This is a genomic window from Leisingera aquaemixtae, from assembly GCF_001458395.1.
In the GTDB taxonomy this organism is placed as follows: Bacteria; Pseudomonadota; Alphaproteobacteria; order Rhodobacterales; family Rhodobacteraceae; genus Leisingera; species Leisingera aquaemixtae.
The window spans coordinates 89,187-115,321 of sequence record NZ_CYSR01000027.1; the positions used below are offsets into that span (position 1 = coordinate 89,187).

Consider the following 26,135-nt stretch of genomic DNA (forward strand, 5'->3'; position numbering starts at 1 on the left):
CCGTCTTGATCGCCAGCCCCGCCCATTGATAGCGTATACCCGCGTATGCAGGGGCCGGCCGCGCCGGCCTTTACCATCCGCGGCGCCATTTCCGGCAGCCTCAACCCATTCAAACCCCACGCCTCTTCGAAGGATAAAACCCCCATGAAATACACCGAGGAACACGAGTGGCTGCTGCCCGAGGACGACCTGATCACCGTCGGCATCACCGCCCACGCCGCCGAACAGCTGGGCGAAGTGGTCTATGTCGAGCTGCCGGAGCCGGGCACCGAAGTCTCCAAGGACGACGAGATCGTGGTGATTGAATCGGTCAAGGCGGCGTCCGACATCCTCGCCCCGCTCGACGGCGAGATCGTCGAGGTGAACGAGTCCCTGGCTGACGACCCCGGCAAGGTGAACGACGACCCCGAAGGCGCGGCCTGGTTCTTCAAGATCAAGCCCTCGGACCTGTCGCCGATGGACGATTACATGGATGAAGCCGGCTACAAGGACTTCATCTCCTGATATCTCCCGCCTGCTGCGGCCACCGCAGCAGGGTGCGGGCGGCGGTGATCACGATCCCGCCAGCCCCCTATGCACCTGCCGGTTGCGGGCTACTATCCGGTCATCGCCAAAACACCCATGCCCGGCAGGAGGTGCGCAATGACCGGATTTTCAGGGCTCAAAGCCCTTTTCATCAACACATCGCTGAAAAAGGACGGCAGCAAAAGCCACACCCGCCTGCTGATGGGGGCGTCCTCCGCCATCATGGAAAAGAACGGTGTCGCGGTGGAGCATCTGCACATGCTGGATCACCAGGTGCCGCCCGGCGTCTACCCGGACATGACCGGACAGGGCTGGGACCGCGACGACTGGCCCAGGATCTGGGAAAAGGTGAAGGCGGCGCAGATCCTGGTGATCGGCACCCCGCTCTGGCTGGGCGAGGAAAGCTCTGTCTGCCGCGTCCTGATCGAGCGGCTCTATGGCATGAGCGGCGAACTGAACGATAAGGGGCAGTCGATCTTCTATGGCAAGACGGGCGGCACTGTCATCACCGGCAACGAGGACGGCATCAAGCACACCGCGATGACGATCTGCTATGCGCTCAGCCACCTGGGATTCACCATCCCGCCGCAGGCCGATTGCGGCTGGATCGGAGAGGCCGGGCCAGGGCCGTCTTACGGCGACGAGGTGGAGGGCAAGCCTGCGGGCTTCGAGAACGAGTTCACCCAGCGCAACACAACCATCATGACCTGGAACCTGATGCATCTGGCCGCCATGCTGCGCGATGCGGGCGGCTACCCGAACGAGGGCAACGACCGCAACGCCTGGTCGGCGGGCTGCCGGTTCGACTATGAGAACCCCGATTACCGCTCATAGACGGACGGTCGCGTCCGGGGCTGGCGCGGGATTCCGCCTTGTTTCCTTGAGGAAACAAGGCGGTGCCTCCGGCGGGGATATTTTTAGCCAGAAGAAGCAGGGGGCGTTGCCGCTCAATAACCGCGCTGACGGTCCACCTCATGCAGCAGCGGCTCGCCTGCGTGCAGGCGGCGGTAATTCTCCACCACGTCCCGCAGTGCGCCGCCCAGATGCCAGCCTGACACATGCGGGGTGATGGTGACGCGCGGGTGCGTCCACAGCGGGCTGTCCGCGTGCAGCGGCTCCTGGCGGACCACATCCAGCACCGCCTGACCGGGCGTGCCCGCGTTCAGCGCTGCCAGCAGCGCCGGTTCATCTACCAGATCGCCGCGGCCGGCATTGATCAGCGTGGCACCCGGCTTCATCGCGGCAAGCTTTTCCGCATTCATCAGCCCGCGGGTGGCGGGGGTCGAGGGCAGGATCGAACAGACATAATCGCATTCGCTCAGCAGCTGCGTCAGCGCCGCTTCGCCGTGGCGGCAGCCGACGCCCTCGATCTCCTTGGGCGAGCGGCTCCAGCCCAGCACCCGGAACCGCATGTCCCGCATCAGCCGCGCCGTCCTGCCGCCGATGTGGCCCAGCCCCAGCACCCCGACGGTGGTGTCCGCCGGGCGCTTCGGTGCCAGCGGCTGCCAAGCGCAGCGGGCCTGCGCCGCCGCATGCGCCGCCATGTTGCGCTGGCCGCGCAGCACATAGCCCAGGCAGTATTCGGCAATCTCCTGCGCGGGTTCCTGCGGTTTCAGCCGCGCGATGCGCACATGCGGCGCCAGGCCGGGATGCGCCACGATGGTCTCCACCCCGGCCCCCAGTTTCTGCACCAGCTGTAGGTTCGGCAGCCGTGCCGGCAGGTCGCCCTTCAGCGCTGAGACCGCCAGCATCGTGACTTCCTCCAGATTGCCGGGGGCAGACAGGGGGCGGATGTCGGCACCGGGGTCAACCGCCCGCAGCTCCTCAGCCAACTGGTCTTCGGTGTACCAGCCGTCGTGGCCGATGCTGATCAGAACTGCCATCGGGGCCTCCTGCTTGCCGCATGCGTGATTGTGCCGGGTCAGGCTTCGGTCCGGGGCAAAGCGAGCACCGGATTTGCCCGCCGCTGCCGGTTTTAGGGCGTCAGTCCAGCCGCCGCACCAGGATCTGGTTGCCCTCGCCGCGTTTGGTTTCGAACAGCTTGAGCGAGGCGATCAGGTCGCTCAGCTTGCGCTTGCCATAGCTGCGGGTGTCGAAATCCGGCGAGGCGGCGGTGATGTACTGGCCGATCTGGCCCAGGGTGAACCACTCGTCGTCCTGGTCGATCGCATCCATCGCCCGCACCACCAGTTTGGTCGGATCCACCAGCTCTGCCGGCGCGTCATCTTTGGTCTCTTCCGCTTTCTTCGGCTTGGGCTTGCTCTTGCCCGGGTCCTCCAGCAGGTTCTCCACATAGATGAACCGCTTGCAGGCTTTGACAAAGGCCGCGGGCGTCTTGCGCATCCCCATGCCGTAGACATCCAGCCCCTGTTCGCGGATACGGCTGGCCAGCCGGGTGAAATCGCTGTCCGAGGAGATCAGCACAAAGCCGTCAAAGCGGCCCGAATGCAGGATGTCCATCGCGTCGATCACCAGCGCGATGTCAGAGGCGTTCTTGCCAGTGGTATTGGCAAACTGCTGATGAGGGACAATTGCCAGCGCCGCCAGCTTCTCCTTGTTCCAGCCCTGCGGGCTGCCACCGGCAAAATCGCCGTAGATGCGCCGGATGCTGGCTTCGCCGAAGGAGGCGATCTCCTCGAACATCGCCTCCGCATATTTGGCCGAGATATTGTCGGCGTCGATCAGGACGGCCAGAAGCGGCGGTTTTGTGGTGTTTGCCATTGCGGGTTATGCCTTTTGCAAATCTGAGTGGGGCAGGGCGGCAGCGCATTTGCCTGCCGTTGCCTGGTGCCGGAATGTCCGGGTCGAGTATGGGCCGCGGCTGCCAGGATGCAAGAGCGGCTTGCGGGGGGGGGCGGCCCCCGGCCGCGTGTGCCGGGAGGTGCACAGGGGGTGTACGGGAGGTGCACAGGCTGTGCCGCGGGGGTTCTGCCGCGCTTTGATCTCAGGCGAAGAGGTCTTCCGGGTAGCTCACCCGCGCCAGATACAGCCCGTGGCCAGGGCAGACCGGCCCGCAGGCGGCGCGGTCGCGGGCCTCCAGCGCGGTCTTCACATCCGCCGGCTCCCAGGCGCCGGCGCCAACCCGCTCCAGCGTGCCGACAAAGCTCCTGACCTGATTGTGCAGGAAGCTGCGGGCGCGGACGTGGAAATGGATCTCCGGGCCGGAGAAACCCTGCACCCGCTCCACCGTCAGCTGGTCCAGCGTCTTGACCGGGCTTGCCGACTGGCAGATCGACGAGCGGAAAGTGGTGAAATCGTGGTTTCCGATCAGATATTTGGCCGCTTCCTGCATGGCGTCCGCGTCCAAGTCATGGCTTAGCTGCCAGACCTGCCCGGCGTCATGAGTGGCCGGCGCGCGGCGGATCAGGATGCGGAACAGATACTGCCGCTCCACCGCGGAGAACCGCGCGTGCCAGTCATCGTCCACCCGGGCACAGTCCACGATGGCGACCGGATCGGGCTTCAGGTGGTAATTAAGCGCCTCCGACAGGCGGAACGGGTCCCAGTCCTTGGCCATATCGCAATGGGCCACCTGTCCCAGCGCATGCACGCCGGTATCGGTGCGCCCGGCGGCGGCGATGGTGTGTTCCCCCGGTTCCAGCCGCGCCAGCGCAGCCTCGATTGCGCCCTGCACGGACGGCAGATCCTTCTGCCTTTGCCAGCCGGCAAAAGGCTTCCCGTGGTATTCGACTTTCAAAGCAAAGCGCGGCATGGCCGCGCAACTAGCAACAGGGCCGGGCCGGGGCAAGCCCTGCGTGCGGAGATGCTCCGTCCTGCTTAAGGCACGACGCCCCGTTGTGGACCACCGGCACCAGCAAGGCGGGAACTCAACCGCATTCAGCGGCAGCGGCTGGTATCCTCAAACCATGCTGCCTATCTTGTCAGCAGCAAGAACAGAGCAGGATCAGGGCCTTGGTGATAACCTCCCTTGCAGACGGGGTGATGAGCGGGGTGGAGAGCGTGACCAGCGGCCTCTCCTCGGCGTTGTTTGACCGGCCTTTGCGGCTGGGGGTCACCGGGCTGGCGCGCTCCGGAAAGACGGTGTTCATCACCTCTCTGGTTGCCAATCTGATGGACCGGGGCCGGATGCTGCAGCTGAACGCCGCGCGCGAGGGGCGGGTCGAGGCCGCCTTTCTGCAGCCGCAGCCCGACGACACCGTGCCGCGCTTCGATTTTGAGTCCCACCTCGCGGCGTTGACCGGGCCGTCACCCCATTGGCCGGACAGCACCCGCGCGGTGTCAGAGCTGCGTCTCAGCCTGAAGGTGCGGCCCGCCGGCCTTCTGTCCGGCCTGCAGGGGCTGCGCACACTGCATCTGGATATCGTCGACTACCCGGGCGAATGGCTGCTGGACCTGGCGCTGCTGGACAAGAGCTATGCCGAGTGGTCCTCGGATGTCCTCTCCCGCATCGCCGCACGCCCGCAGGCGGAACACTTCCTGGCGGAGAAAGCCAAAGCGGCCCCCGCCGGGGCACATGACGAGCCGCAGGCCCAGGCCCTTGCCGCCGCATTCACCGGCTACCTGCACGCCGCCCGCGCCGCCGGCTTTTACGATTGCACCCCGGGCCGCTTCCTGCTGCCGGGCGACCTGGAGGGCTCGCCGGTGCTGACCTTCGCGCCGCTGCCGCCGGAAGCCGGCGCCCCCCGCGGCAGCCTCTGGCGGGAGATGGAGCGGCGGTATGAGGCCTATAAGTCCAAAGTCGTCAAACCCTTTTTCCGCGACCATTTTGCCCGGATTGACCGCCAGGTGGTGCTGGTCGATGCGCTCTCCGCCATCCACTCCGGCCCGCAGGCGGTGGAGGATCTGCGCCACGCGATGGCGGATATCCTCAGCGCCTTCAAACCGGGCCGCAACCGTTTCCTGACCCGGCTCTTGGGCGGCAAGCGGGTGGAAAAGATCCTGTTCGCCGCCACCAAGGCCGACCATCTGCACCACGCTCAGCACGGCCGCATGACCGCCATCATCGAGGCGCTGACCCGCGAGGCGCAGGACCGCGCCCGCTTTGCCGGGGCGCACACCGCGGCGCTGGCCATGGCCTCGCTGCGCACCACCACCGAGGAGATGCGCCTCCACAACGGCACTGAGTTGCCCTGCGTCCGCGGCACCTTGCTGGAGACCGGCAAGCAGGCGGCCTATTATCCCGGCGCGCTGCCCGAAGACCCGGCGCAATTGCTCACGCCTGCCCGCCAAGGCGCCGCGCGCTGGCTGGAGGGGGATTATCAGGCGATGGCCTTTGCGCCCGCACCGCTGACCCTCAAACATGGCAGCGGCCCGCCGCATATCCGCCTCGATCGCGCCGCCGAATTCCTGATCGGAGATGCCCTGTGACGCTCTGCCTGCGACCTGCCGTTCCTCTGGATGCCGGGGCAGCCGGCGATATTCTATACCGTTTCCAAAAGGATACGGATTGGATGCCCAAGCTTTATACTTGGGCAGAGGCGATCTCCTTCTGCGGCACGATGATCGACCGCGGCTGGGTCACCGTGGCGGAGCGCCAGGGTGGTGTGCTGGGTTTTCTGGCCCGCGACGGGGCCGAGGTCTGCGCGCTCTATCTCGCGCCCGGCGCCTGCGGGCAGGGCGCGGGCAAGGCGCTCTTGGACGCGGCCAAGGCGGCCGCGCCGCGGCTGATCCTGCGCACGTTTGCCGCCAACACGCGTGCGCAGAAGTTTTACCGGCGCGAGGGCTTTGCCGAGACCGGCCGCGGCGGCGGGGCGGGCAATGAGGAAGGCCTGCCCGACATCGCCTATGAATGGCGCGCCATCCGGGAGGCGGCAGCATGAGCAAGAAGCCGGTTCTGTTCGATCTGGAGGAAGAGGCCGGGGCGCCGCCGGTTGCGGACGCCCCGCCGGTGCCGGAGCCTGCGGCGCCGGGGCTTCCGCCGCCGCCGGCAATGGAACAGGCGGCCCGGATTGCCGCCCGCAAGCCGTCGCGGCTGGCACGCTGGTTCTGGGCGCTGCTGGTTGCGGTGGTTGGCGCCATGGCCTCGGTCGCGGCCTGGGATTTTGCCGCCGGGCTGATCGCCCGGGTGCCGGTGCTGGGCTGGGCGGTCAGCACCGGTCTGGCGGTTCTGGTGCTGCTCGCGCTTGCGATGGGCTTGCGCGAGCTGGCGGCGCTGTCGCGGCTGCGCCGGGTCGATACCTTGCGGCACCAGGCGGCAGAGGTCTCTGACCTGACCGCGGCCCGCGCCTTCTCCAGCCGGCTGGAGGGGTTTTACAAGGACCGCGAGGATCTCAGCTGGCACCAGGCCCGGCTGGCAGAGCGCAAGGCGGACATCATGGATGGCGACGCCCTGTTGCTGCTGGCGGAGGAGGAGCTGCTGGTGCCGCTCGACGCCCTGGCCCTGCGGGAAGTGGAGGCCGCCGCCCGGCAGGTCGCCACGGTGACGGCGATCGTGCCGATGGCGCTGGCGGATATCCTGACGGCGCTGGTCTCCTCGCTGCGGATGATCCGCCGGGTCGCCGGGATCTACGGCGGCCGGCCTGGAGTTTTCAGCTCCTGGCGGCTGACCCGCGCGGTGCTGGCGCATCTGGCTGCAACCGGCGCGGTGGCGGCGGGCGATGATCTATTGGAGCCGGTGCTGGGCGGCTCGGTGCTTTCCAAGCTCTCCCGCCGCTTCGGCGAGGGGCTGGTGAACGGCGCGCTGTCGGCACGGGTCGGCATCGCCGCGATGGAGGTCTGCCGCCCGATGCCGTTTTCGGACCGGCGCAAGCCCAGCACCCGCAAAGTGGTGCAGCGGGCGCTGACCGGCCTGTTCTCCAGAGACAAGTAATGCGCGCGCCCAGGCTCATGCGCAGCATGAGCCGCGCCCAAGGCTGCTGATGCGGGCTGGCGCAGCCAGACCGCCGGCAGGTGCGGGAGCGCTGCGGTGGGGCGGGGTCAGAACAGTTTCGGCGGCTGGTCCTTGGGCTGGCGCATCGCCACGATACCGGTGCGGAAGCCCTCGCCGATGCGGTCGGCCAGGGCCCCCCATTGCAGCGCGGTCTGCGCTGGCAGCTCGGCCCGCAGCACCTCGTGGAACAGGCCCAGCCACAGCGGGAAATGCTCCGCCTTCACGTCGGGGCGGCTGACATGCACCCGCATCGGATTGCCGCTGTAGCTGCGCTCGCGCAGGATCGCATTGCGCCAGAAGTTTGCGATCTTCTCCTCATGCTCCGGCCAGTTGGAGACATGCGCGGCAAAGACCGGCCCCAGCACATCGTGCGTGCGCACGCGGGCGTAGAACACTGCGACCACCCGGGAGATTTCCTCAGCAGTGATCTCAAACCGCGCCAGCGGGTTTTGCGTTTCGGTGTCGGTCATTGTGTGCTCCGGCCTGCTTTTGCCCGCTAGATATGCCGAAGCCGGGACCAGCGGAAGGGGGAAGGCGCATCTGCCGCAGCGCTCGTTCGCGGCACCGCTGGTGCCTGAGGATCCTGCCGTTATGGTGAGCGGGAGATTATTTCAAAAAGGCATTCATTGATGGCGGGGAACACTATGCGGCTGCTGGTTCTGGGCGCCTACGGGTTTATCGGTGCCGAGGTGGTCCGGGCCGTGCGAGCCGCCGGGTTCGATGTTGCCGGTCTGGGCCGCAGCGCCGCGCAGGCGGCGCGGGTATTGCCGGGTGTGCCGTTTGTGAAGGGCGACCTGCTGCAGCTTCTGCGGGCTGAGGACTGGGCGCCTCTGCTGCAGGGGGTGGATGGCGTAGTGAACTGCGCAGGCGTCCTGCAGGACATGGCGCCGGGAGAGCTGGAGGCCGTGCACCATACCGCCATCGCGGCGCTGGGTGCGGCCTGCGCGGCGCGTGGTATCCCGGTTGTGCAAGTGTCGGCAGCAGGCGCGAGGCCTGAGGCCGGGACGGAGTTCATGCGCAGCAAGGGACGGGGCGACGCGGCCTTGCGGGCCTCCGGCGCAGCTGTGTGGATCCTGAAGCCGGGACTGGTGATCGGGCAGGACGCCTATGGCGGCACAAGGCTGCTGCGGATGCTGGCGGCCGTGCCGCTGGTGCAGCCCGTGGCGTTGGCCGAGGCGCCGGTGCAATGCATCGGAATGGCGGATCTGGCGGCGGCGGTGGTTGCCGCACTGAAGGGCGGCCTGCCGCAAGGCACCTATGATCTGGTGGAGGATCAGCCGCACACTCTGGAGGAGGTCCTGGCAGTGACGCGCGCTTGGCTGGGGTTCCCGCCTGCCCGGATGACGGTGCGGTTCCCGTCGTGGCTGCTGCCGCCGGTGGCGGGGTGTGCCGATGCTTTGGGGCGCCTGGGCTGGCGTTCGCCGCTGCGCACGACCGCAATTGCCGAAATCCAGAGCGGCGTGCGCGGCGATCCTGCCGCGTACCGGGCTGCCACGGGGCAGGGGGTGGCGCCGCTGAACAAACTCTGTCACGCGCTGCCTTCGGGGCGTGCCCAGCGCTTGGACGCGCGGATGGCCCTTGTTATGCCAATCGCTGCCGCCGTGCTGAGCGTGTTCTGGCTGGCCTCGGGGCTGATCGGATTGTGGCAGCTGGAGGCTGCGGCAAACGTGCTGACGGATGCCGGCTGGAGCGGCCTGCTGGCCAAAACCAGCGTTGTGTTCTGGTCGCTGGCTGACATTGCCTTGGGGCTGGCAATCCTCTGGCGGCCTTGGGCGGCACGCGCTTGCCTAGGCATGGCGGCGGTCTCCCTGTTCTATCTGGCCGCGGCCACCGCGGTCACGCCGCAGATGTGGGCCGACCCGCTGGGGCCGCTGGTCAAGGTGGTGCCGGGGGTTCTGCTGGCGCTGATCACCCATCAACTGCTGCAGGAGCGCTGAAATGGACCTAGACCTTGTGCTTCGCTGGCTGCATGTGACCGGTGCCTGCGTGCTTTTGGGCACCGGCGCCGGTATCGCCTTCTTCATGCTGATGGCGCACCGCACAAAAGACGCGGTGCTTGTTGCCCATACGGCTTCTGTGGTGGTGCTGGCGGACTTGTTGTTCACCGCCACGGCGGTCATCGCTCAGCCGGTCACTGGCGGGCTGCTGGCCTGGCGGCTGGGCTGGCCGCTCGGCGAAGGCTGGCTGGCGCTGTCGCTGGGGCTTTATGTGCTGACCGGGGCGTTCTGGCTGCCGGTGGTCTGGATCCAGCTGCGGCTGCGCGACCTGGCGCGGGCGGCGGCGGAGGCGGGTCAGGCGCTGCCCGCGCGTTACCATCGCCTGTTCGCCATCTGGTTTGCCTGCGGCATTCCCGCCTTTGCCGCGGTGCTGGCAATCCTCTGGCTGATGCTGGCGCGGCCTGATCTGGGCGTCTGGCTGGCGCGCTGAGCAGGGCGGGTGCCTCCGCCCGCTGCCATCCTCACCAAACTGCGGCGCATCTGCCGCTTTACCCGCCCGCGGGACCGCCCTATAAGGCCCGCATGTCCCTATTCGCGGCCATCATTATTCGAATTATATCCCCGGCGCTCTGAAACCATTGAGCCGCCGGGCAAAGGCGCTTGAGCCATCGCGCCGAACCGAATATCCCAATTTCCGACCTTGATCATCCAAAGGACGCCCCCGATGTGCGCCGACACGCCCCAGACGCCTGACTACAAAGACACTCTCAATCTGCCGAAAACCGATTTCCCGATGCGCGCGGGCCTGCCCAAGCGCGAGCCTGCCTGGCTGGAGCGCTGGGCGCAGATCGGCGTCTACGACAAACTCCGCGAGAAGGCCGCCGCGGCCAAGGGCTCGGACGCGGAGCGCAAACCCTTCACCCTGCATGACGGCCCCCCCTACGCCAACGGCCACCTGCACATCGGCCACGCGCTGAACAAGACCATCAAGGACATGATCGTGCGCTCGCACCAGATGATGGGGTTTGACGCGCGTTATGTGCCGGGCTGGGACTGCCACGGCCTGCCGATCGAATGGAAGATCGAGGAGCAGTACCGCAAGAAGGGCAAGAACAAGGACGCGGTGCCGGTGGTCGAATTCCGCCAGGAATGCCGCGCCTTTGCCGACAGCTGGGTCGAAATCCAGCGCGAGGAGTTCAAGCGGCTGGGCATCACCGGCAACTGGGACGATCCGTATCTGACCATGAACTACCACGCCGAGGCGGTGATCGCGGATGAGTTCATGAAGTTCCTGATGAACGGCACACTCTACCAAGGCTCCAAGCCGGTGATGTGGTCGCCTGTCGAGAAAACCGCCCTGGCCGAGGCCGAGGTCGAGTATCACGACAAGGAAAGCTTCACCATCTGGGTGAAGTTCAAGGTGGCCGAGGCCGGCGGCTTCGTGGCTGCTGACGGCGAGGATGCCGATTATGCCGGCGCCGACTCGGCGATCGTTGCGCAGGATCTGGAAGGCGCCCATGTGGTGATCTGGACCACCACCCCCTGGACCATCCCGTCGAACAAGGCAGTGGTTTACGGTGCGGACATTGCCTATGGCCTTTATGAAGTCACGGGCACCCCGGACGAATGCTGGGCCGCGGCGGGCGACCGTTTCCTGCTGGCGGACAACCTGGCCGCGGATGTATTCAAACGCGCGCGTCTGAGCGAGGACCAGTATACCCGCATGCGCGGGGTTTCCGCCGAGGAACTGTCCAGCTTGTCGCTGAAGCACCCGCTGGCTGGCGCCGAAGGCTCCAACGGCGAATGGGACGGCATCCGCGACTTCCGCGCCGCGCCTTTTGTGACCGACACCGAAGGCACCGGCTTTGTCCACTGCGCGCCGAGCCACGGTATGGAGGAGTTCGAGCTCTACCGTGATCTGAACATGCTGGAGCAGATGATCACCTATAACGTCATGGACGACGGCGGCTTCAGGGCTGACCTGCCGTTCTTCGGCGGCACCTACATCCTCAACCGCAAGGGCGGCGAGGGCGATGCCAACAAGACCGTCATCGACAAGCTGGTCGAGGCCGGCGGCCTGCTGGCGCGCGGCAAGATCAAGCACAGCTACCCGCATTCCTGGCGCTCCAAGGCGCCGATCATCTACCGCAACACGCCGCAGTGGTTCGCCTCCGTCGACCGCAAGCTGGACGACGGCATGGGCGAGATGGGCGACAGCATCCGCGAGCGCGCGCTGCGCTCCATCGACGAGCTGGTGAAATGGTGGCCGCAGACCGGCCGCAACCGCCTGCATTCGATGATCGAAAGCCGCCCCGACTGGGTGCTGAGCCGCCAGCGCGCCTGGGGCGTTCCGCTTACCTGCTTTACCAGGAAGGGCGCGCTGCCGACCGATGCGGATTTCCTGCTGCGCAACGAGGACGTGAACAAGCGCATAGTGGCCGAGTTCGAGGAGCACGGCGCCGATGTCTGGTACGAGGACGGCTTCAAGGCGCGGGTGCTGGGGAACAGCGTGGACCCGGACGATTACGACCAGGTGTTCGACGTGCTGGACGTGTGGTTCGACTCCGGTTCGACCCATGCCTTTGTGCTGCGCGACCGCGAAGACGGCACCGAGGACGGCATCGCCGACGTCTACATGGAAGGCACCGACCAGCACCGCGGCTGGTTCCACTCCTCGCTGCTGCAGGCCTGCGGCACCAAGGGCCGCGCGCCCTACCGCAACGTGGTGACCCACGGCTTCACGCTGGACGAGAAGGGCATGAAAATGTCCAAGTCGCTCGGCAACACCATCGTGCCCGATGAAGTGGTCAAGCAATACGGCGCCGACATCCTGCGCCTGTGGGTGGCCCAGACCGACTATACCGCCGACCAGCGGATCGGTCCGGAGATCCTGAAGGGCACCGCCGACAGCTACCGCCGCCTGCGCAACACCATGCGGTTCCTGCTGGGCTCGCTGGGCGACTTCCGCGAAGAGCAGCGGGTGGCGCCGGAGGATATGCCGGAGCTGGAACGCTGGGTGCTGCACCGTCTTGCGGAACTCGACCAGAAGGTGCGCAGCGGCTACCAGTCGTTTGACTTCCAGGGCGTGTTCTCGTCGGTCTTCAACTTTGCCACCGTGGATCTGTCGGCCTTCTACTTCGACATCCGCAAGGATGCGCTCTACTGCGACGGCGACACCCTGAACGCCCGCGCCGCGCGCACCGTGCTGGACATCCTGTTCCACCGCCTGACCACCTGGCTGGCGCCGATCCTGGTCTTCACCATGGAAGAGGTCTGGCTGGAGAAATACCCGGGCGAGGGCAGCTCTGTTCACCTGCAGGACATCCCGGAAACCCCGGCCGGCTGGCTGAACCCGCCGCTGGCCGATAAATGGTCCAAGATCCGCCAGGCCCGCCGGGTGGTGACCGCGGCGCTGGAGGTGCAGCGCACCGACAAGGTGATCGGTGCCTCGCTGGAGGCCGCGCCGGTGGTGCATGTGCGCGACAAGGAGGCGCTGGCGGCGCTGAAATCGGTCAACTTCGCCGATATCTGCATCACTTCGGATATCATGCTGACCAATGATCCGGCCCCGGCCGAAGCCTTCCGGATGCCGGAGGTGGATGGCGTCTCGGTGGTGTTTGAGAAGGCCGATGGCGATAAGTGCCAGCGCTGCTGGAAGATCCTGCCCGATGTGGGCCGCCACAGCCACGCAGGCGTCTGCGGCCGCTGCGACGGCGCGCTGAGCTGACCCGCCGCTCACCCCGTAATTGAGTGCAGCGCCCGGCCCGATGGCCGGGCGCTGTCGTTTTTGCGATGCTATTACGCAACTCCCTGCACTTTTCCCGGGTGCTGCCTTGTGTCCAAGGGTTTTGGATTCCTCTAGATGTTGACCGGTTTTCCACAACTGGTTAAGAATTCGTTAATTCCATGAAGATTTTCAGCCATTCATTCAAAAACATGGCATGGGGCAGGGGGGCAGTTTTCAATGCTGAAGCTGAAAGCGGACGCGCAACCGGCAGTCGAGCTTGGCACGCCGCGCAAAATGGCGGTCCGGATTGACGGGATCTCTGCGCCGAAAAACATGAAAATCGGGCTGGTGGCTGGCGGTGCGGGCCCAACGGCAAGCAGCGTGACGGACCCGGTCAAGACGCCCGGACCCGTTGTGACAAGCGCAGCGAAGGCAGCACATATACCTGCGCCCGCCGCACAGCAGGCGCTTGGCCGAACCCTAAAAGTTTTGAAGGCGGCAAAAGCCGTAAAGGCGGCCTTTGCCGCCCGGGCGGCGCGGGCAGAACGGCAGCCCTTTGCCGCTGCTGAAACCGGAAGCCCCCTGCCGAAACTGGGCCTGGCCGCTGCCGGGCTGGCGGTGGCTTCTGCCATGCTGCTTTATTTCCAGTTCGGCGGTGGCACCACGCCTGCGGACATTGACCAGGCCAGCCTGGCGCCGGACGCGGTTCTTCCCGCCGGGGCGGCTTCGGCTGCGGGCTTGGCCGAGGGCGCAGGCAGCGGCGAGGACGCTTTGGTTGCCCGTATCACCGCCGGCACGCTGGCCGCGCTGCGCAGCAAGCAATCTGAGCCCGGCCCTGCAACGCCGGCCGCCGCCCCCGCGGCGCTGGCCGAAGGCACCGCGCTGTTCAAAATGGTGATGACCGCCGCCGCCCAGGGCCAGTCGGAGGCCTACATTGACCAGATGGTGAACGGCGCCTATGCGCGCCGGGAAATCACCGTGCCCGCCAGCCTGATTGACGCCGGCGGGCGGGTCGACACCGCCACGCTGCTGGCGCTATTCGTCGGCAATTGACCTTTGCTCCGGCGGCTGCGCCGGAGCTGCCACTGGGATGCCCGCACAGGCTTTGGTGCTGTTAGGCCGGCGGCTTTTCACAACAAAAACAACACAGACCCGCGCCGCAGGCCGAAAACGGCCGCGGTGCACAAGACTTCCGGGGGGGACCATGAAGACCTTTTTCGCTGCCGCAGCCATGGGGCTGTTTGCGCTTGCCGCCAACTCCGCAGCCGCAGAGACCTGCGGCGGGGTGTATACCGTGCAGTCCGGCGACAGCCTGTCGGTGATTGCCGACAAGATGTACAAGGACGCGGGCAAGTGGAGCGCCATCCACAACCGCAACATCGACCAGATCGGCCCCAAGCCGAACGCGATCCGGGTCGGCATGAAGCTGTCGCTGGCCTGCCTGGAAGGGCTGCCGCTGGGCCTGCCGGGCGGCAAGGAGATCAGCGCCGCCGCCCCGGCCGCTGCGGTGCCTGTCAAGGTGGCGCCGGGCAATGCCGCGGTGCGCAAGAAGATCAATCTGCTGACCGGCGACGACTATGCGCCGTTCACCTCCAAGGCCGCGCATAACGGCGGCCTGATCACCGAGGTGGTGAATGCCGCCATGGCCAAGGCGGCGCCGGCCGAAGGCTATGCCATCCACTGGGTGAACGACTGGGCCTCGCACTTCGACCCGCTGCTGTCCAACGCTCTCCTGGACCTGGGCTTCCCCTGGTACAAGCCTGACTGCGAAACCATGCCGGACAGCTACCGCTGCCAGAACTTCCACTTCTCGGAGCCGATGTTCGAAACCCTGATGCTGCTGTTTGCCGACAGCAGCCGGCCCTTCGCCTTTGAGCAGGACAGTGACATCGAGGGCAAGACCCTGTGCCGCCCCGCGGGCTATCTGACCTTCGATCTGGATGAGCGCGGCCGCAACTGGATTGCGGAGAAGAAGATCACCCTGAAGCAGCCGCACAAGGTGAAGGACTGTTTCGACATGGTGGCCGCGGGCGAGGCCGATGCGGTGGCAATCAACGAATTTACCGGCCGCAGCGTGATGAAGGAGCACGGGCTGGAGGACCGGTTCACCGTCCTGCCGCAGCCCTTGTCGGTGCTGGGCATCTATGTGGTGGTTCACAAGACCCATCCGCGCGCGGATCAGATGCTGTCGATGGTCAACACCGGCCTGCGCAGCATCCAGGAGGACGGCAGCTATCAGGCGATTGTCGAAGACCACATGGCCCGGATCTGGGCCGGTTTCTGAGGGGGATGCCATCATGAAACGGCTGTTCTCCCGCCTTCTTCAGCTGGCCGCCTTCTTCAGCTTGGCGCCGGCTGCCGCCTGGGCGATCTGCGATGTCGACTATGTGGCGCAGCCCGGCGACACGCTGTTCTCCATCGCCGAGACCCATTATGGCGACCGCGAGCGCTGGACGCTGGTCTATTACCGCAACCAGAAACTGCTGGCGGGCGCGACGGTGCTGCCGGGCCGCAAGCTGTTCATTCCCTGCATCACCGGCGCCACCGCCCCGGATGCAACGCCGCTGCGCCAGGAAAAGGCAGAGCTGACGCTGCTGACCGGCGGCGGCTATGCGCCCTTCACCGGCCGCGGCCTGCCGGGGCAGGGAATGGTGACCGAACTGGTCAACGCCGCGCTGGAGCTGGCGCCTGCGCCAGTCAGCTATTCGGTGAGCTGGGAGGATGACTGGTCCAAGCACCTGTTCCCGATGCTGGACCAGAAGGAATTCGATATGGGCTTCCCTTGGCTCAAGCCCGACTGCGCGGCTGAGCCGGACAATGAGCGCTGCGCCAGCTTCCATTTCTCGGACCCGGTGATGACCTTGCCGATCATGCTGTTTGCCCGCGCCGGCAGCGGCTTTGACTACCGCGAGGACGCCGACGTCGAGGGCAAGACTTTGTGCCGCCCGGCCGGTTATTTCACCCACGATCTGAACCGTCCCGGTCGCCGCTGGCTGGACGGCGGCAAAATCACTCTGGTGCAGCCGAAGACCCCCGCCGATTGCTTCCGCATGGTGGCAGAGGGCAAGGTGGATGCGGCTGCCGTCAACCTGTTCCTGGGCGCCAGCACAATCGTTGGGGAAGGGCTGCGCGACACCGTCGTGCCGCTGGAAAAACCGCTGTCGGAAGAGGGCCTGCATGTGGTGATTTCCAAGCGCCACTGGCGCGGCACCACCCATCTTTACCGGATCAATGCGGGCCTGCAAAAGTTGCGCGGCAGCGGCCGGTTCGAAGAGATCATGTCGCGCCACCTGGAGCTGTTTTGGGCGCAGCTGCAATAAGGGGCGGCGCACAAAGGGGCGGCTGCGTCAGGCTGACAGGGTTTTGACCGCCTTGTAGGCGTGGCAGGCCGCCTCGCATTCGGCCTCGCTGCCCGGGTCCTGATGTTCGGCGCGCTGCAGCAGAAGGTGCTCTGCCAGGACCGGGTTTTCCTGCGGCAGGCCGGACGCCGGTCCGGTGCCCTGCTGGGCGGCGGCGGCGGGACGGCTGCGGCGGTCATCGCGGCCGGACGGATCCTGCGGATGGCCATGCGGTTCCTGCTCCCGCGGGCTGGTGCTTGCGGATTCGCTGCGGTCCGGGTCATCTGAGCGCACAACCGGACGGGCGGTCAGATGGCCGCGGTTCGGTTTGACAGGATCTACCCTTCCTGAAACTGGCAAAAACATAGAGCGGGTCCTTCGCGTTGGCTGTGAACCGGTCTTAAGCGAAGGTTAACATAAGACGCTTAACAGCAGGTTAATGCGGTTCCGAAGGGCGCTGCGGCCGGGCGGGCGGCCCGCAAATGGGCCTGAAAAACCAGCCTGGAAGCCGGCCTTATGAGCCGGTGATAAGCCGGGCCTTGATATAGCTGGCTTCCGCCTGAAGCGCACTGACCGGTTTGGGGCCGGCCTGGCAGCCATTCATCAGGTCCTGATAGAACGCGGCCATGCCGATGTCGTTCACCTGCTTCAGGTGCAGCGCACCGGTGCGGGCCGCGTCGCGGGCCGAGCCGATATACTGCGCAGTCAGCGCCTCCGTGCGGGCGTCGCTCAGCACCTGCTGCCGCTGCAGGCTGCGGCCGATGCCCCGGGTGGTACCGTCGATCAGCGGCGTATCCACCGGCTGGCCGCCTGCCTCCGCGATCATTGGCTGCTTGCCGTACGCAGCCTGCATCTGCTTCATGCCATTATAGAGGCTGGCGGTGCCGGAAACTGCAGACAGCATTTGATTACCCTTCGCTTCGTTCTTGAAACTCACTTTATGATAATTTGATGTAATTGGGTGAGGAACTCTTAGCATTGGTTAACACGGCATTAACCGCGCTTGCGGCAGCCGGGCGCAGGCCGCCTTGCCAGCAGGGAAATTCCCGGGGATGATGGCGCCTGTGGCAGAGCCGGGGAGACGGGATGATTTCAGCCAGCCTTGAAACACCTGTCGGCGCGCTCAGCGTGACAGAACGGGACGGTGCCATTGTGCGGCTGGACTGGTCTGCGGCGGCAACGGGGCGGTCGGCCTTGCTGGACCGGGCAGTGGCGCAGCTGCGCGCCTATTTCGCCGGGGAGCTGACGGAATTCGATCTGCCGCTGCATGTGGAGGGTTCTGATTTCCAAAAGGCGGTTTGCGAGGCGATGCAGGCGATCCCTTTTGGCGAAACCCGCACCTATGGGGAGATTGCCAAGGATCTCGGCGCCCCGCCCCAGCCGGTGGGCAATGCCTGCGGCGGCAATCCGATCCCTGTGATCATCCCCTGCCACCGCGTGCTCAGCGCCACGGGGCTGGGCGGGTTTTCCGGCCAAGGCGGGGTGGAAACCAAGGTTGCCCTGCTGAAACACGAAGGCGCCGCGGGCCTGCTGATCTGACCTTGCAGGCTGGCCGCTGTGTCTTGCGGGGCTTCAATTGCGCTGAATAAGAAACAGGGGTTCCAGGCCCGCAGGGCACAGCGGGGCAGCGTCCCCGCGGGAGCAAACCGCGCCGCGGGGCGGCACGGAAAGGGGTCAGGCAAACAGGGCCTTCACCTGGTCATACAGCGGTGCGGTGTCCGCGCCGGAAGTTTCGGAAAAATCGCTGATCAGCGCCAGGATCACCGATTCCATATCAGCTTCGGACGGAGCCTCAGAGACGGGTGCGGCGACGGCTTCTGCGGCGCTGTCTGCCGGGGCTGCGCCGCCGGTCTCCGCGGTCCCGGAGGTGCCGCCCGCCGGCGGCTCTGCGGCCTCGGCGGAGTCGGCCTGCTTGGCGCGCCAGCCCCAGGCCTTGGCATGGTCGGGCGGCCCCGGCTGTTTGCTGCCGGTCACTGCGTTCAGGGCGTTGCTCAGCCCGCTTGGGGCGAGGGCAGGGGCGGATACGGAATGCATGGCGGTCTCCTGTGATCGCTGCCGCGAGGGCAAAGTCCCGGTCAGTGTCCGCAGTTGCCCGTTAAATCCGGCTTACCGGCGCGGCCGCTTTCTAATGCAAAACCCATTCAAACTTTCGGCGGTTTGCTAAAGCCCTGGGGCGCCTGCGAAGATGCGCGGCCGGTGCAGGGCCGCGCGTTCGGGCCGCGGCAGGATCAGGGATGCGAGGGCGCGCGGCGGCGTTCGGGAATGATCTGCTGGGCGATGCCGACAAACAGCAGGTAGACCGAGGTGACTACCAGACCCCAATGAGCCCAGCTGGACGGGTGGAAATCGACCCAGGCGGCCCAGCCGGCAAAGAACGTCCAGGCCAGCGCCATCGGCAGCGAGACCTTGCGCCAGCGGGCCGTGCGCACCGGATGGATGAATTTCAGCGGCAGGAACATGGCAATGGACAGCAGCGTCACCAGCACCAGGCTGGTCCAATGGCTGGGCTCCAGCGCAAAGATCACCAGAACCAGCATATTCCAGCAGCCCGGAAACCCGGAAAAGGAATTGTCCTTGGTCTTCATCCGCGTGTCGGCGAAATACATCGCGCTGCCGAAGGTGATCACGATGATCGCGAACCAGCCGGTCCAGCCCGCCATCAGCCCCGATTGGAACAGCGCAAAGGCGGGGATGAACACATAGGTCAGATAGTCGATGATCAGGTCCAGCAGGACCCCGTCGAACTCAGGCGAATAGCGCTTGACGTGGTAATGCCGCGCCAGCGGGCCGTCGATGCCGTCCACCGCAAAGGCGACCACCAGCCAGACGAACATCAGGCTCCACTTGCCCTCCGCCGCCGCCAGCATCGACAGCATGGCGAAGACGGCGCCGGTTGCGGTGAGCAGGTGAACGGAGAGGGCGCGGATCTGTGGTGTCATGGGTCCCTGATGGCGAATTTGCCCCGGTCCCGCAACCGTTCAATGCAGCTTTGAGCGGAATTCCGTGCCGGCAAAAAACTGGATGCGGGCCATGCGGCGGCCAAAGGGGACGGGGTCGGTGATATCGGGGGAGGAGAACGGCGCCCCGCACGGCAGATCGCCCATCCGCTCCCGCGGCTGGCCGCCGGGCGGCGGGGCGGGGGCGGCAGGGGCGCCATCGGCATAGAGGGCGGCAGAACCGGGAATGGTCATAGCGGAATCCTTTCTGGATCGGTTTCCGCCATAAAGCCGCAGCGGCCTTAACACCGTCTTGCCGCGGCGTGCAAAAATAGCGCGCATTTTAGCTAATCGGGCTCAGGCCGGCCGATCCGGCGCCGGCGGGCTCAGCCGCAGCAGCCGCGTCCTGTTTGCACCGGCGGGCAGGGCACGGTGCCATAGGAGCAGAACACGCAGCAGTCGCCGGGCCGGGGCCGCAGCAGGGTGCGGCAGCCCGGGCATTCGTGGAACCATTGGCAGGCGTCTTGCGGCATCCTTTCCGTCGCCTGATGCCCGCAGGACGGGCAGGTGAGCGTGCTGGTCAGGATGAGATCTTCAGGCTGTGAGACTGGCATGGGCAGGCCTCCCTGGTGCCAGCAAAGGCCGGAAACCGCGCCGGGTCAAGTCACGCCTTGGGGTGGGCGCGCATGTAGACATCCATCAGATGAGTGGTGTCCACCGCCGTATAGGCTTGGGTGGTCGACAGCGACGCATGGCCCAAAAGCTCTTGAATGGCGCGCAGATCGCCGCCCGCCTCCAGCAGGTGGGTGGCAAAGCTGTGGCGCAGCGCATGCGGGGTTGCGGTGGCGGGCAGCCCCAGCTGGGCACGGGTCTTGGCCATCACCCCCTGGATCTGGCGCGGGTTCAGCGCGCCGCCGCGCACACCGCGGAACAGCGGCGCCGCGCGTTCCTGCGGGTGCGGGCACAGCGCCAGATAGCGGTCCACCGCGGCGCGGGCGGCGGGCAGCACCGGCACCACGCGCTCCTTCCGGCCCTTGCCCAGAATGCGCAGCACCTGCGGCAGCGGCGCGTCAGCGCCCTTCAGCCCCAGCGCCTCGGAAATCCGCAGGCCGCAGCCATAGAGCAGCGTGACCACTGCCACGTCGCGGGCGGCCACCCAGTCCGTGTCGGATTGCAGCTCCACCGTCTCCAGCACTGCCTTGGCAGCCTCCGGCGCCAGCGGGCGCGGCAGTTTCTTCTGAAACTTGGGCGCGCGCGCCAGCAGCACCGCGGCGGGCTCAAACCCCTCGCGCTTGGCCAGCCAGCGGTAGAAGGTCTTGACCGCCGACAGCTTGCGCGCCAGCGACCGCGCGCCGGTGCCGGAGTTGCGCTCCGACGCCATCCAGGCCCGCATGTCGGCGGTGGTGATCCGCGCCAGCGCGCCCAGTCCCTGCGGGCCGCCAAAGTGCTGCGTCATGAAGGCCAGGAAGGCGGTCACATCGCCGCGGTAGGCCGCCAGCGTGTTGGCCGAGGCATCCTCCAGCCCGCCCAGCCGCTCCAGCCAGAGCTGCAGCGCATCGCGGCAGGCCGGGGAGATCAGGGTCATGACAGCCAGCAGCGCATCGAACGTTCAAAAACGCCGCTGAAAAAGCCCAGCAGATCAGCGCCTTGCATCGGCGAGAACTGATGCGGGTCTTCCGACCCCAGCACCAGCATCCCGGGCAGGCGGCCTTCGCCCAGATCCAGCATCAGGCAGGCCTCGGAGCGGATCCATTCGGCATTTTGCCCATAGACCCGCGGGCTGCCGCCCTGGGTCTGGCGCAGGGTCACGGTGCGCTGGCTGCCGGGCTGGCCGGCATAGCTTTCGGTGAAGCCGGGGCCTGCCAGTTTCAGGGCGCCCGACTTGCGCTCCACCGCGGCGCCGCCGGGCTGCGCGGTTTCCAGCACCAGCGCCAGGGCATCGACACGCAGGATCTCCGGCATGTCCTGTTCCAGGCAGGCGAGGAAGGCGGTGAAATCGCGCGGCTCCAGCAGCCGCAGCACGGCGCGGTGTATGAGGTTGGTGCCGGCCAGGTTGTCGTAAGCCGCGGCGATGACCGAGCGGTGGGTGTCCTCCAGCCGGTCGAGCCGCGCCGCCATCCGCTCCATCGCGATGCCGCGCAGGTCGACGACGTTGGAGCCCATCGCCCGCTCATTGGCGGCAACCAGGGCGTTCATCAGGTGCTGGTCTTCCAGCACCGCGTCGGGTTTGGCGAGGATCGCCTCGCGCAGCTGGTCTTCCAGGCTGACTGAAGGGCTTGTACTGCTCATGGGTGAACTCTTACGGCTCCGGACCTCTGACGGGTTTGGTGACGTGTATAACACGGGATTCGCGCAATGCTGCGGAAAAATTCCGGACCGGCAGAAATTGCCGCGCGCAGGCAGGCTCCCGCCCGTCGCCGGTGCATCGCAATGCCCCGCTCCCGTTGGGCCGGGCGCCAGGCAGATGCCCGGCGCAGCGGCGCAACAGCGCCGCGGCAGCGCGCTGGCAGGCGCGCTGCCGGGCCCAAGCCGCTTCAGGCGGCCCGGCGTCAGCCGGGGGGCTTGGCGGCGCGGGAGCGCTTGGCCCGCAGCGGCCAAAGCAACACATTCCGAAGCAACACCTGCCAAAGAAGCACTGGCCAAAGAAAAAGGCGCCCGCAGCGGGGCGCCTTGTGTTGCATCCGGTCCGGCAGGAAGATCAGAGGATTTTGATCTCTGCCGCCTTGATGTCGGCGAGGAAGGCATCCAGGCCCTTGTCGGTCAGGGGGTGGTTCACCATTGCCTTGATGACCGCGGGCGGCGCGGTGATCACGTCGGCGCCGATGCGGGCCGAATCCAGCACGTGGTTCACCGAACGGATCGAGGCCGCCAGGATCTGGGTCTCAAAGCCGTAGTTGTCATAGATGGTGCGGATGTCCTCGATCAGCTCCATGCCGTCCAGGTTGATGTCATCCAGACGCCCGATGAAGGGAGAGATGAAGGTTGCGCCCGCCTTGGCCGCCAGCAGCGCCTGGTTGGCGGAGAAGCACAGGGTCACGTTCACCATGTGGCCGTCATCCGACAGGGTTTTGCAGGCCTTCAGGCCGTCCCAGGTCAGCGGCACCTTCACGGCGATGTTTTCGGCGATTTCCACCAGCTTGCGGCCTTCGGCGATCATGGTTTCTGCATCGGTTGCGGTCACTTCCGCCGACACCGGCCCGTCGACCAGATCGCAGATCTCCTTGGTGACCTCGATGATGTCACGGCCGGATTTCTTGATCAGCGACGGGTTGGTGGTGACACCGTCCACCATGCCCAGATCGTTCAGCTCGGCAATCGCGTCGATCTCGGCGGTATCTACGAAGAATTTCATGGGGCAGTCCTTTGGATGGGTTGGCCTCGGTCGCCTCAGCCTTTACCTCATGGGATTACGGGCGGCAACATGGGCAGCAGCATGAGCGGGCAGGAGTTCTTTCAGGCAGGCGAAAGGGTCGGGGTTCTGACCACGCAACCCCTTGACCGGCTGCTGGATTACCGCGCGCCGGAGGGCGGCTGTTACCTCGGCGCCTATGTCGAGGTGCCGCTGGGCCCGCGCAAGGTGCTGGGCGTGGTCTGGGGGCCGGGTGCGGGCGGCTTCGATTCGGCCAAGCTGCGCTCGGTGATCCGGGTGCTGGATGTCGCGCCGATGCGCAGCGAGATGCGCCAGTTCCTTGGAAAGGCCGCCGATTACACCCTGACACCTATGCCCGCGATGCTGCGGCTGGCGACCCGCGCGCCGGGGCTTTCCGATCCGCCCTCAATGCGCAAGATCCTGCGCCGCGGCGACGGCGTGCCGGACCGGATGACCGAGGCCCGCACCCGCGTGCTGGAGGTGCTGGAGGAGTTCGGCGGCCTCGCCTTCACTCCGCGTGAGCTGGCGGATATGGCCGATGTCACGCCTTCGGTGGTGAAGGGGCTGGTGAAACAGGGTGCCCTGCGCGAGGAGGAAGCGCCCCGCGACACCCCCTATCCGCATCTGGACCCGGAACTGCCTTCCAAGCAATTGACCGACGACCAGGCCAACGCGGCAGCTGCGCTTGCAGATGCCGTGCACAGCGGGCGCTACGGGACAACCTTGCTGAAGGGCGTCACCGGCTCCGGCAAGACCGAGGTCTACCTGGAGGCCGTTGCCGCCGCCCTGCGCGCCGGGCGGCAGGCGCTGGTGCTGCTGCCGGAGATTGCGCTGACCGCCGAATTCCTGACCCGCGTCGAGGCCCGGTTCGGTGCCAAACCGGCCGAGTGGCACTCCGGCGCCACCACGACCGAACGCCGCCGGGTCTGGAAGATGGTCGGGCAGGGGGCGGCGCAGCTGGTGATCGGCGCCCGTTCCGCCCTGTTTCTGCCGTTCCGCGACCTTGGCCTGATCATCGTAGATGAGGAGCACGACACTTCCTACAAGCAGGAGGACGGGGTGCTCTACAACGCGCGCGACATGGCGGTGCTGCGCGCGGCGATGTGTTCGGCGCAGGTGGTGCTGGCCTCCGCCACGCCCTCGCTGGAGACCTGGGCCAATGCCGAGGCGGGCAAGTACAAGCGGCTGAACCTCACCTCCCGCTTCGGCGCCTCGGTGCTGCCGGAGATGCGCGCGGTGGACATGCGGTCAGAAGACCTGCTGCCCGCCACCTGGATTTCGCCCACCCTGAAGCAGGCGATGACCCTCAGAATGGAACGCGGCGAGCAGTCGCTCCTGTTCCTGAACCGCCGCGGCTTTGCCCCGGTCACCATCTGCCGCGCCTGCGGCGCGCAGGTGGCCTGCGACCATTGCGACGCGCGGATGGTCGAGCACCGTTTCATGAAACGGCTGATGTGCCACCAGTGCGGCGAAACCAAACCGGTTCCCGAGGCCTGCCCCTCCTGCGAGGTGGAGGGCAAGATGGCGCCGGTCGGCCCCGGCATCGAGCGGCTGGCGGAGGAAGCCACCGCCCTGTTCCCGGAGGCGCGGATTGCGGTTCTGAGTTCCGATCTGTTCGGCTCCGCCCGCGCGCTGAAACAGAGGATCGAGGAGATCGCAGCAGGCGAGGCCGACATCATCCTCGGCACCCAGCTGGTCGCCAAGGGCCACAACTTCCCGCTTCTGACGCTGGTGGGGGTGATCGACGCGGACCTCGGCCTGCAGGGTTCCGACCTGCGCGCGGCAGAGCGGACCTTCCAGCTGATGCGCCAGGTGGCGGGCCGGGCAGGGCGCGCCGAACGGCCGGGCGAGGCCTTGATGCAGACCTTTCAGCCCGAACACCCGGTGATCCGGGCGATCCTGTCGGGGGATGAGGAAAACTTCTGGAAGGCGGAAGCCGCCGAACGCCAGGCCGCCGGCGTGCCGCCGTACGGGCGGATGGCGGGGATCATCCTGTCGGGGCCGGATCTGGCGGCGGTGTTTGACCTCGGCAATGCGATGGCGCGCAACGATGGTCCCCTGCGCCAGATCGGCGCCCAGCTGTTTGGCCCGGCCCCGGCCCCCATTGCCCGGGTGCGCGGCCGCCACCGGGTGCGGCTGCTGGTCAAGGCGGCCAAGGGCGTGCCGCTGCAGGACGCCATCGCCCGCTGGATCGCGCCGCTGCGGCTGAAGGGCGACTTGCGGCTGAGCGTCGACATCGACCCGCAGAGTTTCTTTTAGGTCTGCGGCAGACGGGGGCTCTGCCCCCGGCCCCTGCGGGCCTCCCCCGGGATATTTGGGGCCAGATGAAGTGTGGATTCTTCATTCATCTGGCTGAAAATATCCCGGAGCGCGAGGCAGAGCCTCGCCTGAAACACCGGCTCAGGCCGTTGCGGTTTCAGCTGCAGCGCCGGTCAGGATGCTGGTGGCCATCGCCCCGATCCACATGAAGAACAGCGCCGCCCAGGCGGTGCCTGCAAAGATCGAGCCGCCGGTGACGCCCGCGCCAATGGCGCAGCCGCCGGCCAGCATGCCGCCGAAGCCCATCAGCGCAGCGCCGGTCATCGCCTTGCGCATGGTGGCGGCGTCATCGAAGGCCTGCAGCTTCATCTCCCCGGCAAAAGCGGCGGCCAGCATCGCGCCGAGGAACACGCCGGGCACCAGGCCGATGTCGAATTCCAGCACCGCGCCCCGGTCCAGGAAGAACATCAGCGTGTGGGCGGAGGGGCCGGTGAAGGTCGCGCTTTCGATCTGCACCGGGTCAAAGGCCACCTGGCTCAGCGCATAGGTCAGCACCCAGCCTAGCGCGACGGCGAACCCGACGCCGGAGGCAAAGACCAGCCGCGCCGCGCCGATGCGGTTGCGGCGCGCCAGCACCAGGGCCAGCGCTGCCGTGGCCAGCCCCAGGATCACCCCGCCTGCTTGCGGGATGCCCAGGGCCGCCAGCAGGTCCAGATTGCGCCCGCCCCCGGTGATCCACTGCCGGGCCAGCCAGTCCCGCGTGGGCGACAGAAGGCCCGAAAGGCTCATCTGCGCCACCACCGCAAAGATCAGCCCCGACACCACCGAGCGCAGGTTACCGGTGGCTGCCAGCACCAGGAGCCGCCCCGAGCAGCCGCGCGCCAGCACCATGCCGCAGCCGAACATCAGCCCGCCGAGGATGGCGCCGGACCAGCTGCCAGGCACCGCCATCATCCGGGCATCGGCGCTTTCCATCAGCCCCAGCATCTGCGCCGCCTGTACCCAGACCACCGCTGTGGAGAAGGTCAGCAGCCAGACCGCCACCTTGTCGCCCAGCCGGCCGCCCGCGAACTCCACCGTGGCGGCCCGCAGGCAGAACCGCGACCGCTGCGCGGCGATGCCAAAGACAACGCCGGTCAAAAGGCCCAGCAAGGCCGCTGCCGGCGCCTCGCCGATACGCTCAACCAGGGGAACCAGATCCATCACACACCTCC

General features: G+C 66.8%; 27 protein-coding genes. 13 read left to right on the plus strand and 14 right to left on the minus strand.

Going from position 1 to position 26,135, the window contains the following annotated elements:
- Positions 1-144 precede the first annotated feature (144 nt).
- Both gcvH and PHA8399_RS13110 read left to right on the plus strand, forming a co-directional pair.
- Entirely contained in the window at positions 145-504 is a 360-nt protein-coding gene (gcvH, locus tag PHA8399_RS13105; RefSeq protein ID WP_058286628.1) for a glycine cleavage system protein GcvH, read from the plus strand.
- Positions 505-642: 138 nt separating this feature from the next.
- Entirely contained in the window at positions 643-1,359 is a 717-nt protein-coding gene (locus PHA8399_RS13110; RefSeq protein ID WP_058286586.1) for a flavodoxin family protein, read from the plus strand.
- A 113-nt stretch (positions 1,360-1,472) separates the two neighbouring features.
- On the opposite strand, the gene PHA8399_RS13115 is transcribed toward PHA8399_RS13110, so the two are convergent.
- From PHA8399_RS13115 to truA, 3 genes are all read right to left on the minus strand, one after another.
- Positions 1,473-2,408 (minus strand): 2-hydroxyacid dehydrogenase, encoded by a 936-nt coding sequence (locus PHA8399_RS13115; RefSeq protein ID WP_058286587.1) that lies wholly within the window; start codon positions 2,406-2,408, stop codon positions 1,473-1,475.
- Between the two features lie 100 nt (positions 2,409-2,508).
- Positions 2,509-3,246, minus strand: coding sequence for an NYN domain-containing protein (locus PHA8399_RS13120; protein ID WP_058286588.1), 738 nt, complete (start codon positions 3,244-3,246; stop codon positions 2,509-2,511).
- 223 nt (positions 3,247-3,469) lie between these two features.
- Complete coding sequence (gene truA / locus PHA8399_RS13125) at positions 3,470-4,237, minus strand: tRNA pseudouridine(38-40) synthase TruA (protein ID WP_058286589.1); 768 nt, start codon at positions 4,235-4,237, stop codon at positions 3,470-3,472.
- Positions 4,238-4,437: 200 nt separating this feature from the next.
- Between truA and PHA8399_RS13130 the strand changes: the two genes are divergently transcribed.
- From PHA8399_RS13130 to PHA8399_RS13140, 3 genes are read left to right on the plus strand one after another with little or no spacing between them, the layout of a single operon-like run.
- Positions 4,438-5,853, plus strand: a complete 1,416-nt coding sequence (locus PHA8399_RS13130) for a YcjX family GTP-binding protein (protein ID WP_058286590.1) — start codon at positions 4,438-4,440, stop codon at positions 5,851-5,853.
- Positions 5,850-6,305 carry a GNAT family N-acetyltransferase gene (locus PHA8399_RS13135; protein ID WP_058286591.1) on the plus strand — a complete coding sequence of 152 codons (456 nt, stop codon included), beginning with the start codon at positions 5,850-5,852 and terminating at the stop codon, positions 6,303-6,305. Before PHA8399_RS13130 ends, PHA8399_RS13135 begins: the two co-directional genes overlap by 4 nt.
- Positions 6,302-7,294 carry a YcjF family protein gene (locus tag PHA8399_RS13140; RefSeq protein ID WP_058286629.1) on the plus strand — a complete coding sequence of 331 codons (993 nt, stop codon included), beginning with the start codon at positions 6,302-6,304 and terminating at the stop codon, positions 7,292-7,294. Before PHA8399_RS13135 ends, PHA8399_RS13140 begins: the two co-directional genes overlap by 4 nt.
- Before the next feature lie 107 nt (positions 7,295-7,401).
- On the opposite strand, the gene PHA8399_RS13145 is transcribed toward PHA8399_RS13140, so the two are convergent.
- Positions 7,402-7,824: a group III truncated hemoglobin gene (locus PHA8399_RS13145; protein WP_058286592.1), complete on the minus strand. Its 423-nt coding sequence runs from the start codon at positions 7,822-7,824 to the stop codon at positions 7,402-7,404.
- Positions 7,825-7,983: 159 nt separating this feature from the next.
- Here PHA8399_RS13145 and PHA8399_RS13150 point away from each other — a divergent pair, with 159 nt between their 5' ends.
- The 6 genes from PHA8399_RS13150 to PHA8399_RS13175 all read left to right on the plus strand — a co-directional run bounded on the left by PHA8399_RS13150 (position 7,984) and on the right by PHA8399_RS13175 (position 16,338).
- Positions 7,984-9,291: an SDR family oxidoreductase gene (locus PHA8399_RS13150; RefSeq protein WP_058286593.1), complete on the plus strand. Its 1,308-nt coding sequence runs from the start codon at positions 7,984-7,986 to the stop codon at positions 9,289-9,291.
- Position 9,292: 1 nt separating this feature from the next.
- The gene (locus PHA8399_RS13155) at positions 9,293-9,781 is read left to right on the plus strand and encodes a DUF2269 family protein (protein WP_058286594.1); all 489 of its coding nucleotides are present in this window, start codon (positions 9,293-9,295) and stop codon (positions 9,779-9,781) included.
- Positions 9,782-10,015: 234 nt separating this feature from the next.
- A complete protein-coding gene (gene ileS / locus PHA8399_RS13160; protein WP_058286595.1) occupies positions 10,016-13,018 on the plus strand; it encodes an isoleucine--tRNA ligase in 3,003 nt (1,000 codons plus the stop codon).
- 489 nt (positions 13,019-13,507) lie between these two features.
- Positions 13,508-14,071: a hypothetical protein gene (locus PHA8399_RS13165; protein ID WP_244270223.1), complete on the plus strand. Its 564-nt coding sequence runs from the start codon at positions 13,508-13,510 to the stop codon at positions 14,069-14,071.
- A gap of 151 nt (positions 14,072-14,222) precedes the next feature.
- Positions 14,223-15,302 (plus strand): LysM peptidoglycan-binding domain-containing protein, encoded by a 1,080-nt coding sequence (locus tag PHA8399_RS13170; RefSeq protein ID WP_058286597.1) that lies wholly within the window; start codon positions 14,223-14,225, stop codon positions 15,300-15,302.
- A 13-nt stretch (positions 15,303-15,315) separates the two neighbouring features.
- Positions 15,316-16,338, plus strand: a complete 1,023-nt coding sequence (locus PHA8399_RS13175; protein ID WP_058286598.1) for a transporter substrate-binding domain-containing protein — start codon at positions 15,316-15,318, stop codon at positions 16,336-16,338.
- A 27-nt stretch (positions 16,339-16,365) separates the two neighbouring features.
- On the opposite strand, the gene PHA8399_RS13180 is transcribed toward PHA8399_RS13175, so the two are convergent.
- Together PHA8399_RS13180 and PHA8399_RS13185 are read right to left on the minus strand one after the other, a co-directional pair.
- Positions 16,366-16,722, minus strand: coding sequence for a hypothetical protein (locus PHA8399_RS13180; RefSeq protein ID WP_145977039.1), 357 nt, complete (start codon positions 16,720-16,722; stop codon positions 16,366-16,368).
- A 148-nt stretch (positions 16,723-16,870) separates the two neighbouring features.
- Complete coding sequence (locus PHA8399_RS13185) at positions 16,871-17,260, minus strand: hypothetical protein (protein WP_058286600.1); 390 nt, start codon at positions 17,258-17,260, stop codon at positions 16,871-16,873.
- A gap of 182 nt (positions 17,261-17,442) precedes the next feature.
- On the opposite strand from PHA8399_RS13185, the gene PHA8399_RS13190 reads away from it, so the two are divergent.
- Positions 17,443-17,895 (plus strand): methylated-DNA--[protein]-cysteine S-methyltransferase, encoded by a 453-nt coding sequence (locus tag PHA8399_RS13190; RefSeq protein WP_058286601.1) that lies wholly within the window; start codon positions 17,443-17,445, stop codon positions 17,893-17,895.
- A 135-nt stretch (positions 17,896-18,030) separates the two neighbouring features.
- Here PHA8399_RS13190 and PHA8399_RS13195 read toward each other — a convergent pair whose 3' ends face one another.
- The 7 genes from PHA8399_RS13195 to fsa all read right to left on the minus strand — a co-directional run bounded on the left by PHA8399_RS13195 (position 18,031) and on the right by fsa (position 22,644).
- Complete coding sequence (locus PHA8399_RS13195; RefSeq protein ID WP_058286602.1) at positions 18,031-18,390, minus strand: hypothetical protein; 360 nt, start codon at positions 18,388-18,390, stop codon at positions 18,031-18,033.
- A 194-nt stretch (positions 18,391-18,584) separates the two neighbouring features.
- Positions 18,585-19,295: a CDP-alcohol phosphatidyltransferase family protein gene (locus PHA8399_RS13200; protein ID WP_058286603.1), complete on the minus strand. Its 711-nt coding sequence runs from the start codon at positions 19,293-19,295 to the stop codon at positions 18,585-18,587.
- A gap of 39 nt (positions 19,296-19,334) precedes the next feature.
- Positions 19,335-19,547 (minus strand): hypothetical protein, encoded by a 213-nt coding sequence (locus PHA8399_RS13205; RefSeq protein WP_058286604.1) that lies wholly within the window; start codon positions 19,545-19,547, stop codon positions 19,335-19,337.
- 131 nt (positions 19,548-19,678) lie between these two features.
- Positions 19,679-19,906: a GDCCVxC domain-containing (seleno)protein gene (locus PHA8399_RS13210; RefSeq protein ID WP_058286605.1), complete on the minus strand. Its 228-nt coding sequence runs from the start codon at positions 19,904-19,906 to the stop codon at positions 19,679-19,681.
- Between the two features lie 50 nt (positions 19,907-19,956).
- Positions 19,957-20,877 carry a tyrosine recombinase XerC gene (locus PHA8399_RS13215; RefSeq protein ID WP_058286606.1) on the minus strand — a complete coding sequence of 307 codons (921 nt, stop codon included), beginning with the start codon at positions 20,875-20,877 and terminating at the stop codon, positions 19,957-19,959.
- Positions 20,874-21,581 (minus strand): DUF484 family protein, encoded by a 708-nt coding sequence (locus PHA8399_RS13220; RefSeq protein WP_058286607.1) that lies wholly within the window; start codon positions 21,579-21,581, stop codon positions 20,874-20,876. The genes PHA8399_RS13215 and PHA8399_RS13220 overlap by 4 nt, the downstream gene beginning before the upstream one ends.
- Before the next feature lie 409 nt (positions 21,582-21,990).
- Complete coding sequence (fsa, locus tag PHA8399_RS13225; protein ID WP_039183490.1) at positions 21,991-22,644, minus strand: fructose-6-phosphate aldolase; 654 nt, start codon at positions 22,642-22,644, stop codon at positions 21,991-21,993.
- Between the two features lie 81 nt (positions 22,645-22,725).
- Between fsa and PHA8399_RS13230 the strand changes: the two genes are divergently transcribed.
- Positions 22,726-24,921 carry a primosomal protein N' gene (locus PHA8399_RS13230; protein ID WP_058286630.1) on the plus strand — a complete coding sequence of 732 codons (2,196 nt, stop codon included), beginning with the start codon at positions 22,726-22,728 and terminating at the stop codon, positions 24,919-24,921.
- Positions 24,922-25,062: 141 nt separating this feature from the next.
- On the opposite strand, the gene PHA8399_RS13235 is transcribed toward PHA8399_RS13230, so the two are convergent.
- The gene (locus PHA8399_RS13235) at positions 25,063-26,124 is read right to left on the minus strand and encodes a YeeE/YedE family protein (RefSeq protein ID WP_058286608.1); all 1,062 of its coding nucleotides are present in this window, start codon (positions 26,122-26,124) and stop codon (positions 25,063-25,065) included.
- Positions 26,125-26,135 lie beyond the last annotated feature (11 nt).

Bases quoted from the DNA above. Each gene is read 5' to 3' on its own strand.
- PHA8399_RS13210 (WP_058286605.1), bottom strand. From the start codon at position 19,906: ATGCCAGTCTCACAGCCTGAAGATCTCATCCTGACCAGCACGCTCACC.
- PHA8399_RS13205 (WP_058286604.1), bottom strand. From the start codon at position 19,547: ATGACCATTCCCGGTTCTGCCGCCCTCTATGCCGATGGCGCCCCTGCC.
- PHA8399_RS13140 (WP_058286629.1), top strand. From the start codon at position 6,302: ATGAGCAAGAAGCCGGTTCTGTTCGATCTGGAGGAAGAGGCCGGGGCG.
- PHA8399_RS13220 (WP_058286607.1), bottom strand. From the start codon at position 21,581: ATGAGCAGTACAAGCCCTTCAGTCAGCCTGGAAGACCAGCTGCGCGAG.
- truA (WP_058286589.1), bottom strand. From the start codon at position 4,237: ATGCCGCGCTTTGCTTTGAAAGTCGAATACCACGGGAAGCCTTTTGCC.
- PHA8399_RS13145 (WP_058286592.1), bottom strand. From the start codon at position 7,824: ATGACCGACACCGAAACGCAAAACCCGCTGGCGCGGTTTGAGATCACT.
- PHA8399_RS13230 (WP_058286630.1), top strand. From the start codon at position 22,726: ATGAGCGGGCAGGAGTTCTTTCAGGCAGGCGAAAGGGTCGGGGTTCTG.
- PHA8399_RS13115 (WP_058286587.1), bottom strand. From the start codon at position 2,408: ATGGCAGTTCTGATCAGCATCGGCCACGACGGCTGGTACACCGAAGAC.
- PHA8399_RS13110 (WP_058286586.1), top strand. From the start codon at position 643: ATGACCGGATTTTCAGGGCTCAAAGCCCTTTTCATCAACACATCGCTG.
- fsa (WP_039183490.1), bottom strand. From the start codon at position 22,644: ATGAAATTCTTCGTAGATACCGCCGAGATCGACGCGATTGCCGAGCTG.
- PHA8399_RS13150 (WP_058286593.1), top strand. From the start codon at position 7,984: ATGGCGGGGAACACTATGCGGCTGCTGGTTCTGGGCGCCTACGGGTTT.
- PHA8399_RS13175 (WP_058286598.1), top strand. From the start codon at position 15,316: ATGAAACGGCTGTTCTCCCGCCTTCTTCAGCTGGCCGCCTTCTTCAGC.
- PHA8399_RS13120 (WP_058286588.1), bottom strand. From the start codon at position 3,246: ATGGCAAACACCACAAAACCGCCGCTTCTGGCCGTCCTGATCGACGCC.
- PHA8399_RS13200 (WP_058286603.1), bottom strand. From the start codon at position 19,295: ATGACACCACAGATCCGCGCCCTCTCCGTTCACCTGCTCACCGCAACC.
- PHA8399_RS13190 (WP_058286601.1), top strand. From the start codon at position 17,443: ATGATTTCAGCCAGCCTTGAAACACCTGTCGGCGCGCTCAGCGTGACA.
- PHA8399_RS13170 (WP_058286597.1), top strand. From the start codon at position 14,223: ATGAAGACCTTTTTCGCTGCCGCAGCCATGGGGCTGTTTGCGCTTGCC.
- PHA8399_RS13155 (WP_058286594.1), top strand. From the start codon at position 9,293: ATGGACCTAGACCTTGTGCTTCGCTGGCTGCATGTGACCGGTGCCTGC.
- PHA8399_RS13180 (WP_145977039.1), bottom strand. From the start codon at position 16,722: ATGTTTTTGCCAGTTTCAGGAAGGGTAGATCCTGTCAAACCGAACCGC.
- PHA8399_RS13235 (WP_058286608.1), bottom strand. From the start codon at position 26,124: ATGGATCTGGTTCCCCTGGTTGAGCGTATCGGCGAGGCGCCGGCAGCG.
- PHA8399_RS13195 (WP_058286602.1), bottom strand. From the start codon at position 18,390: ATGCATTCCGTATCCGCCCCTGCCCTCGCCCCAAGCGGGCTGAGCAAC.
- PHA8399_RS13185 (WP_058286600.1), bottom strand. From the start codon at position 17,260: ATGCTGTCTGCAGTTTCCGGCACCGCCAGCCTCTATAATGGCATGAAG.
- ileS (WP_058286595.1), top strand. From the start codon at position 10,016: ATGTGCGCCGACACGCCCCAGACGCCTGACTACAAAGACACTCTCAAT.
- PHA8399_RS13215 (WP_058286606.1), bottom strand. From the start codon at position 20,877: ATGACCCTGATCTCCCCGGCCTGCCGCGATGCGCTGCAGCTCTGGCTG.
- gcvH (WP_058286628.1), top strand. From the start codon at position 145: ATGAAATACACCGAGGAACACGAGTGGCTGCTGCCCGAGGACGACCTG.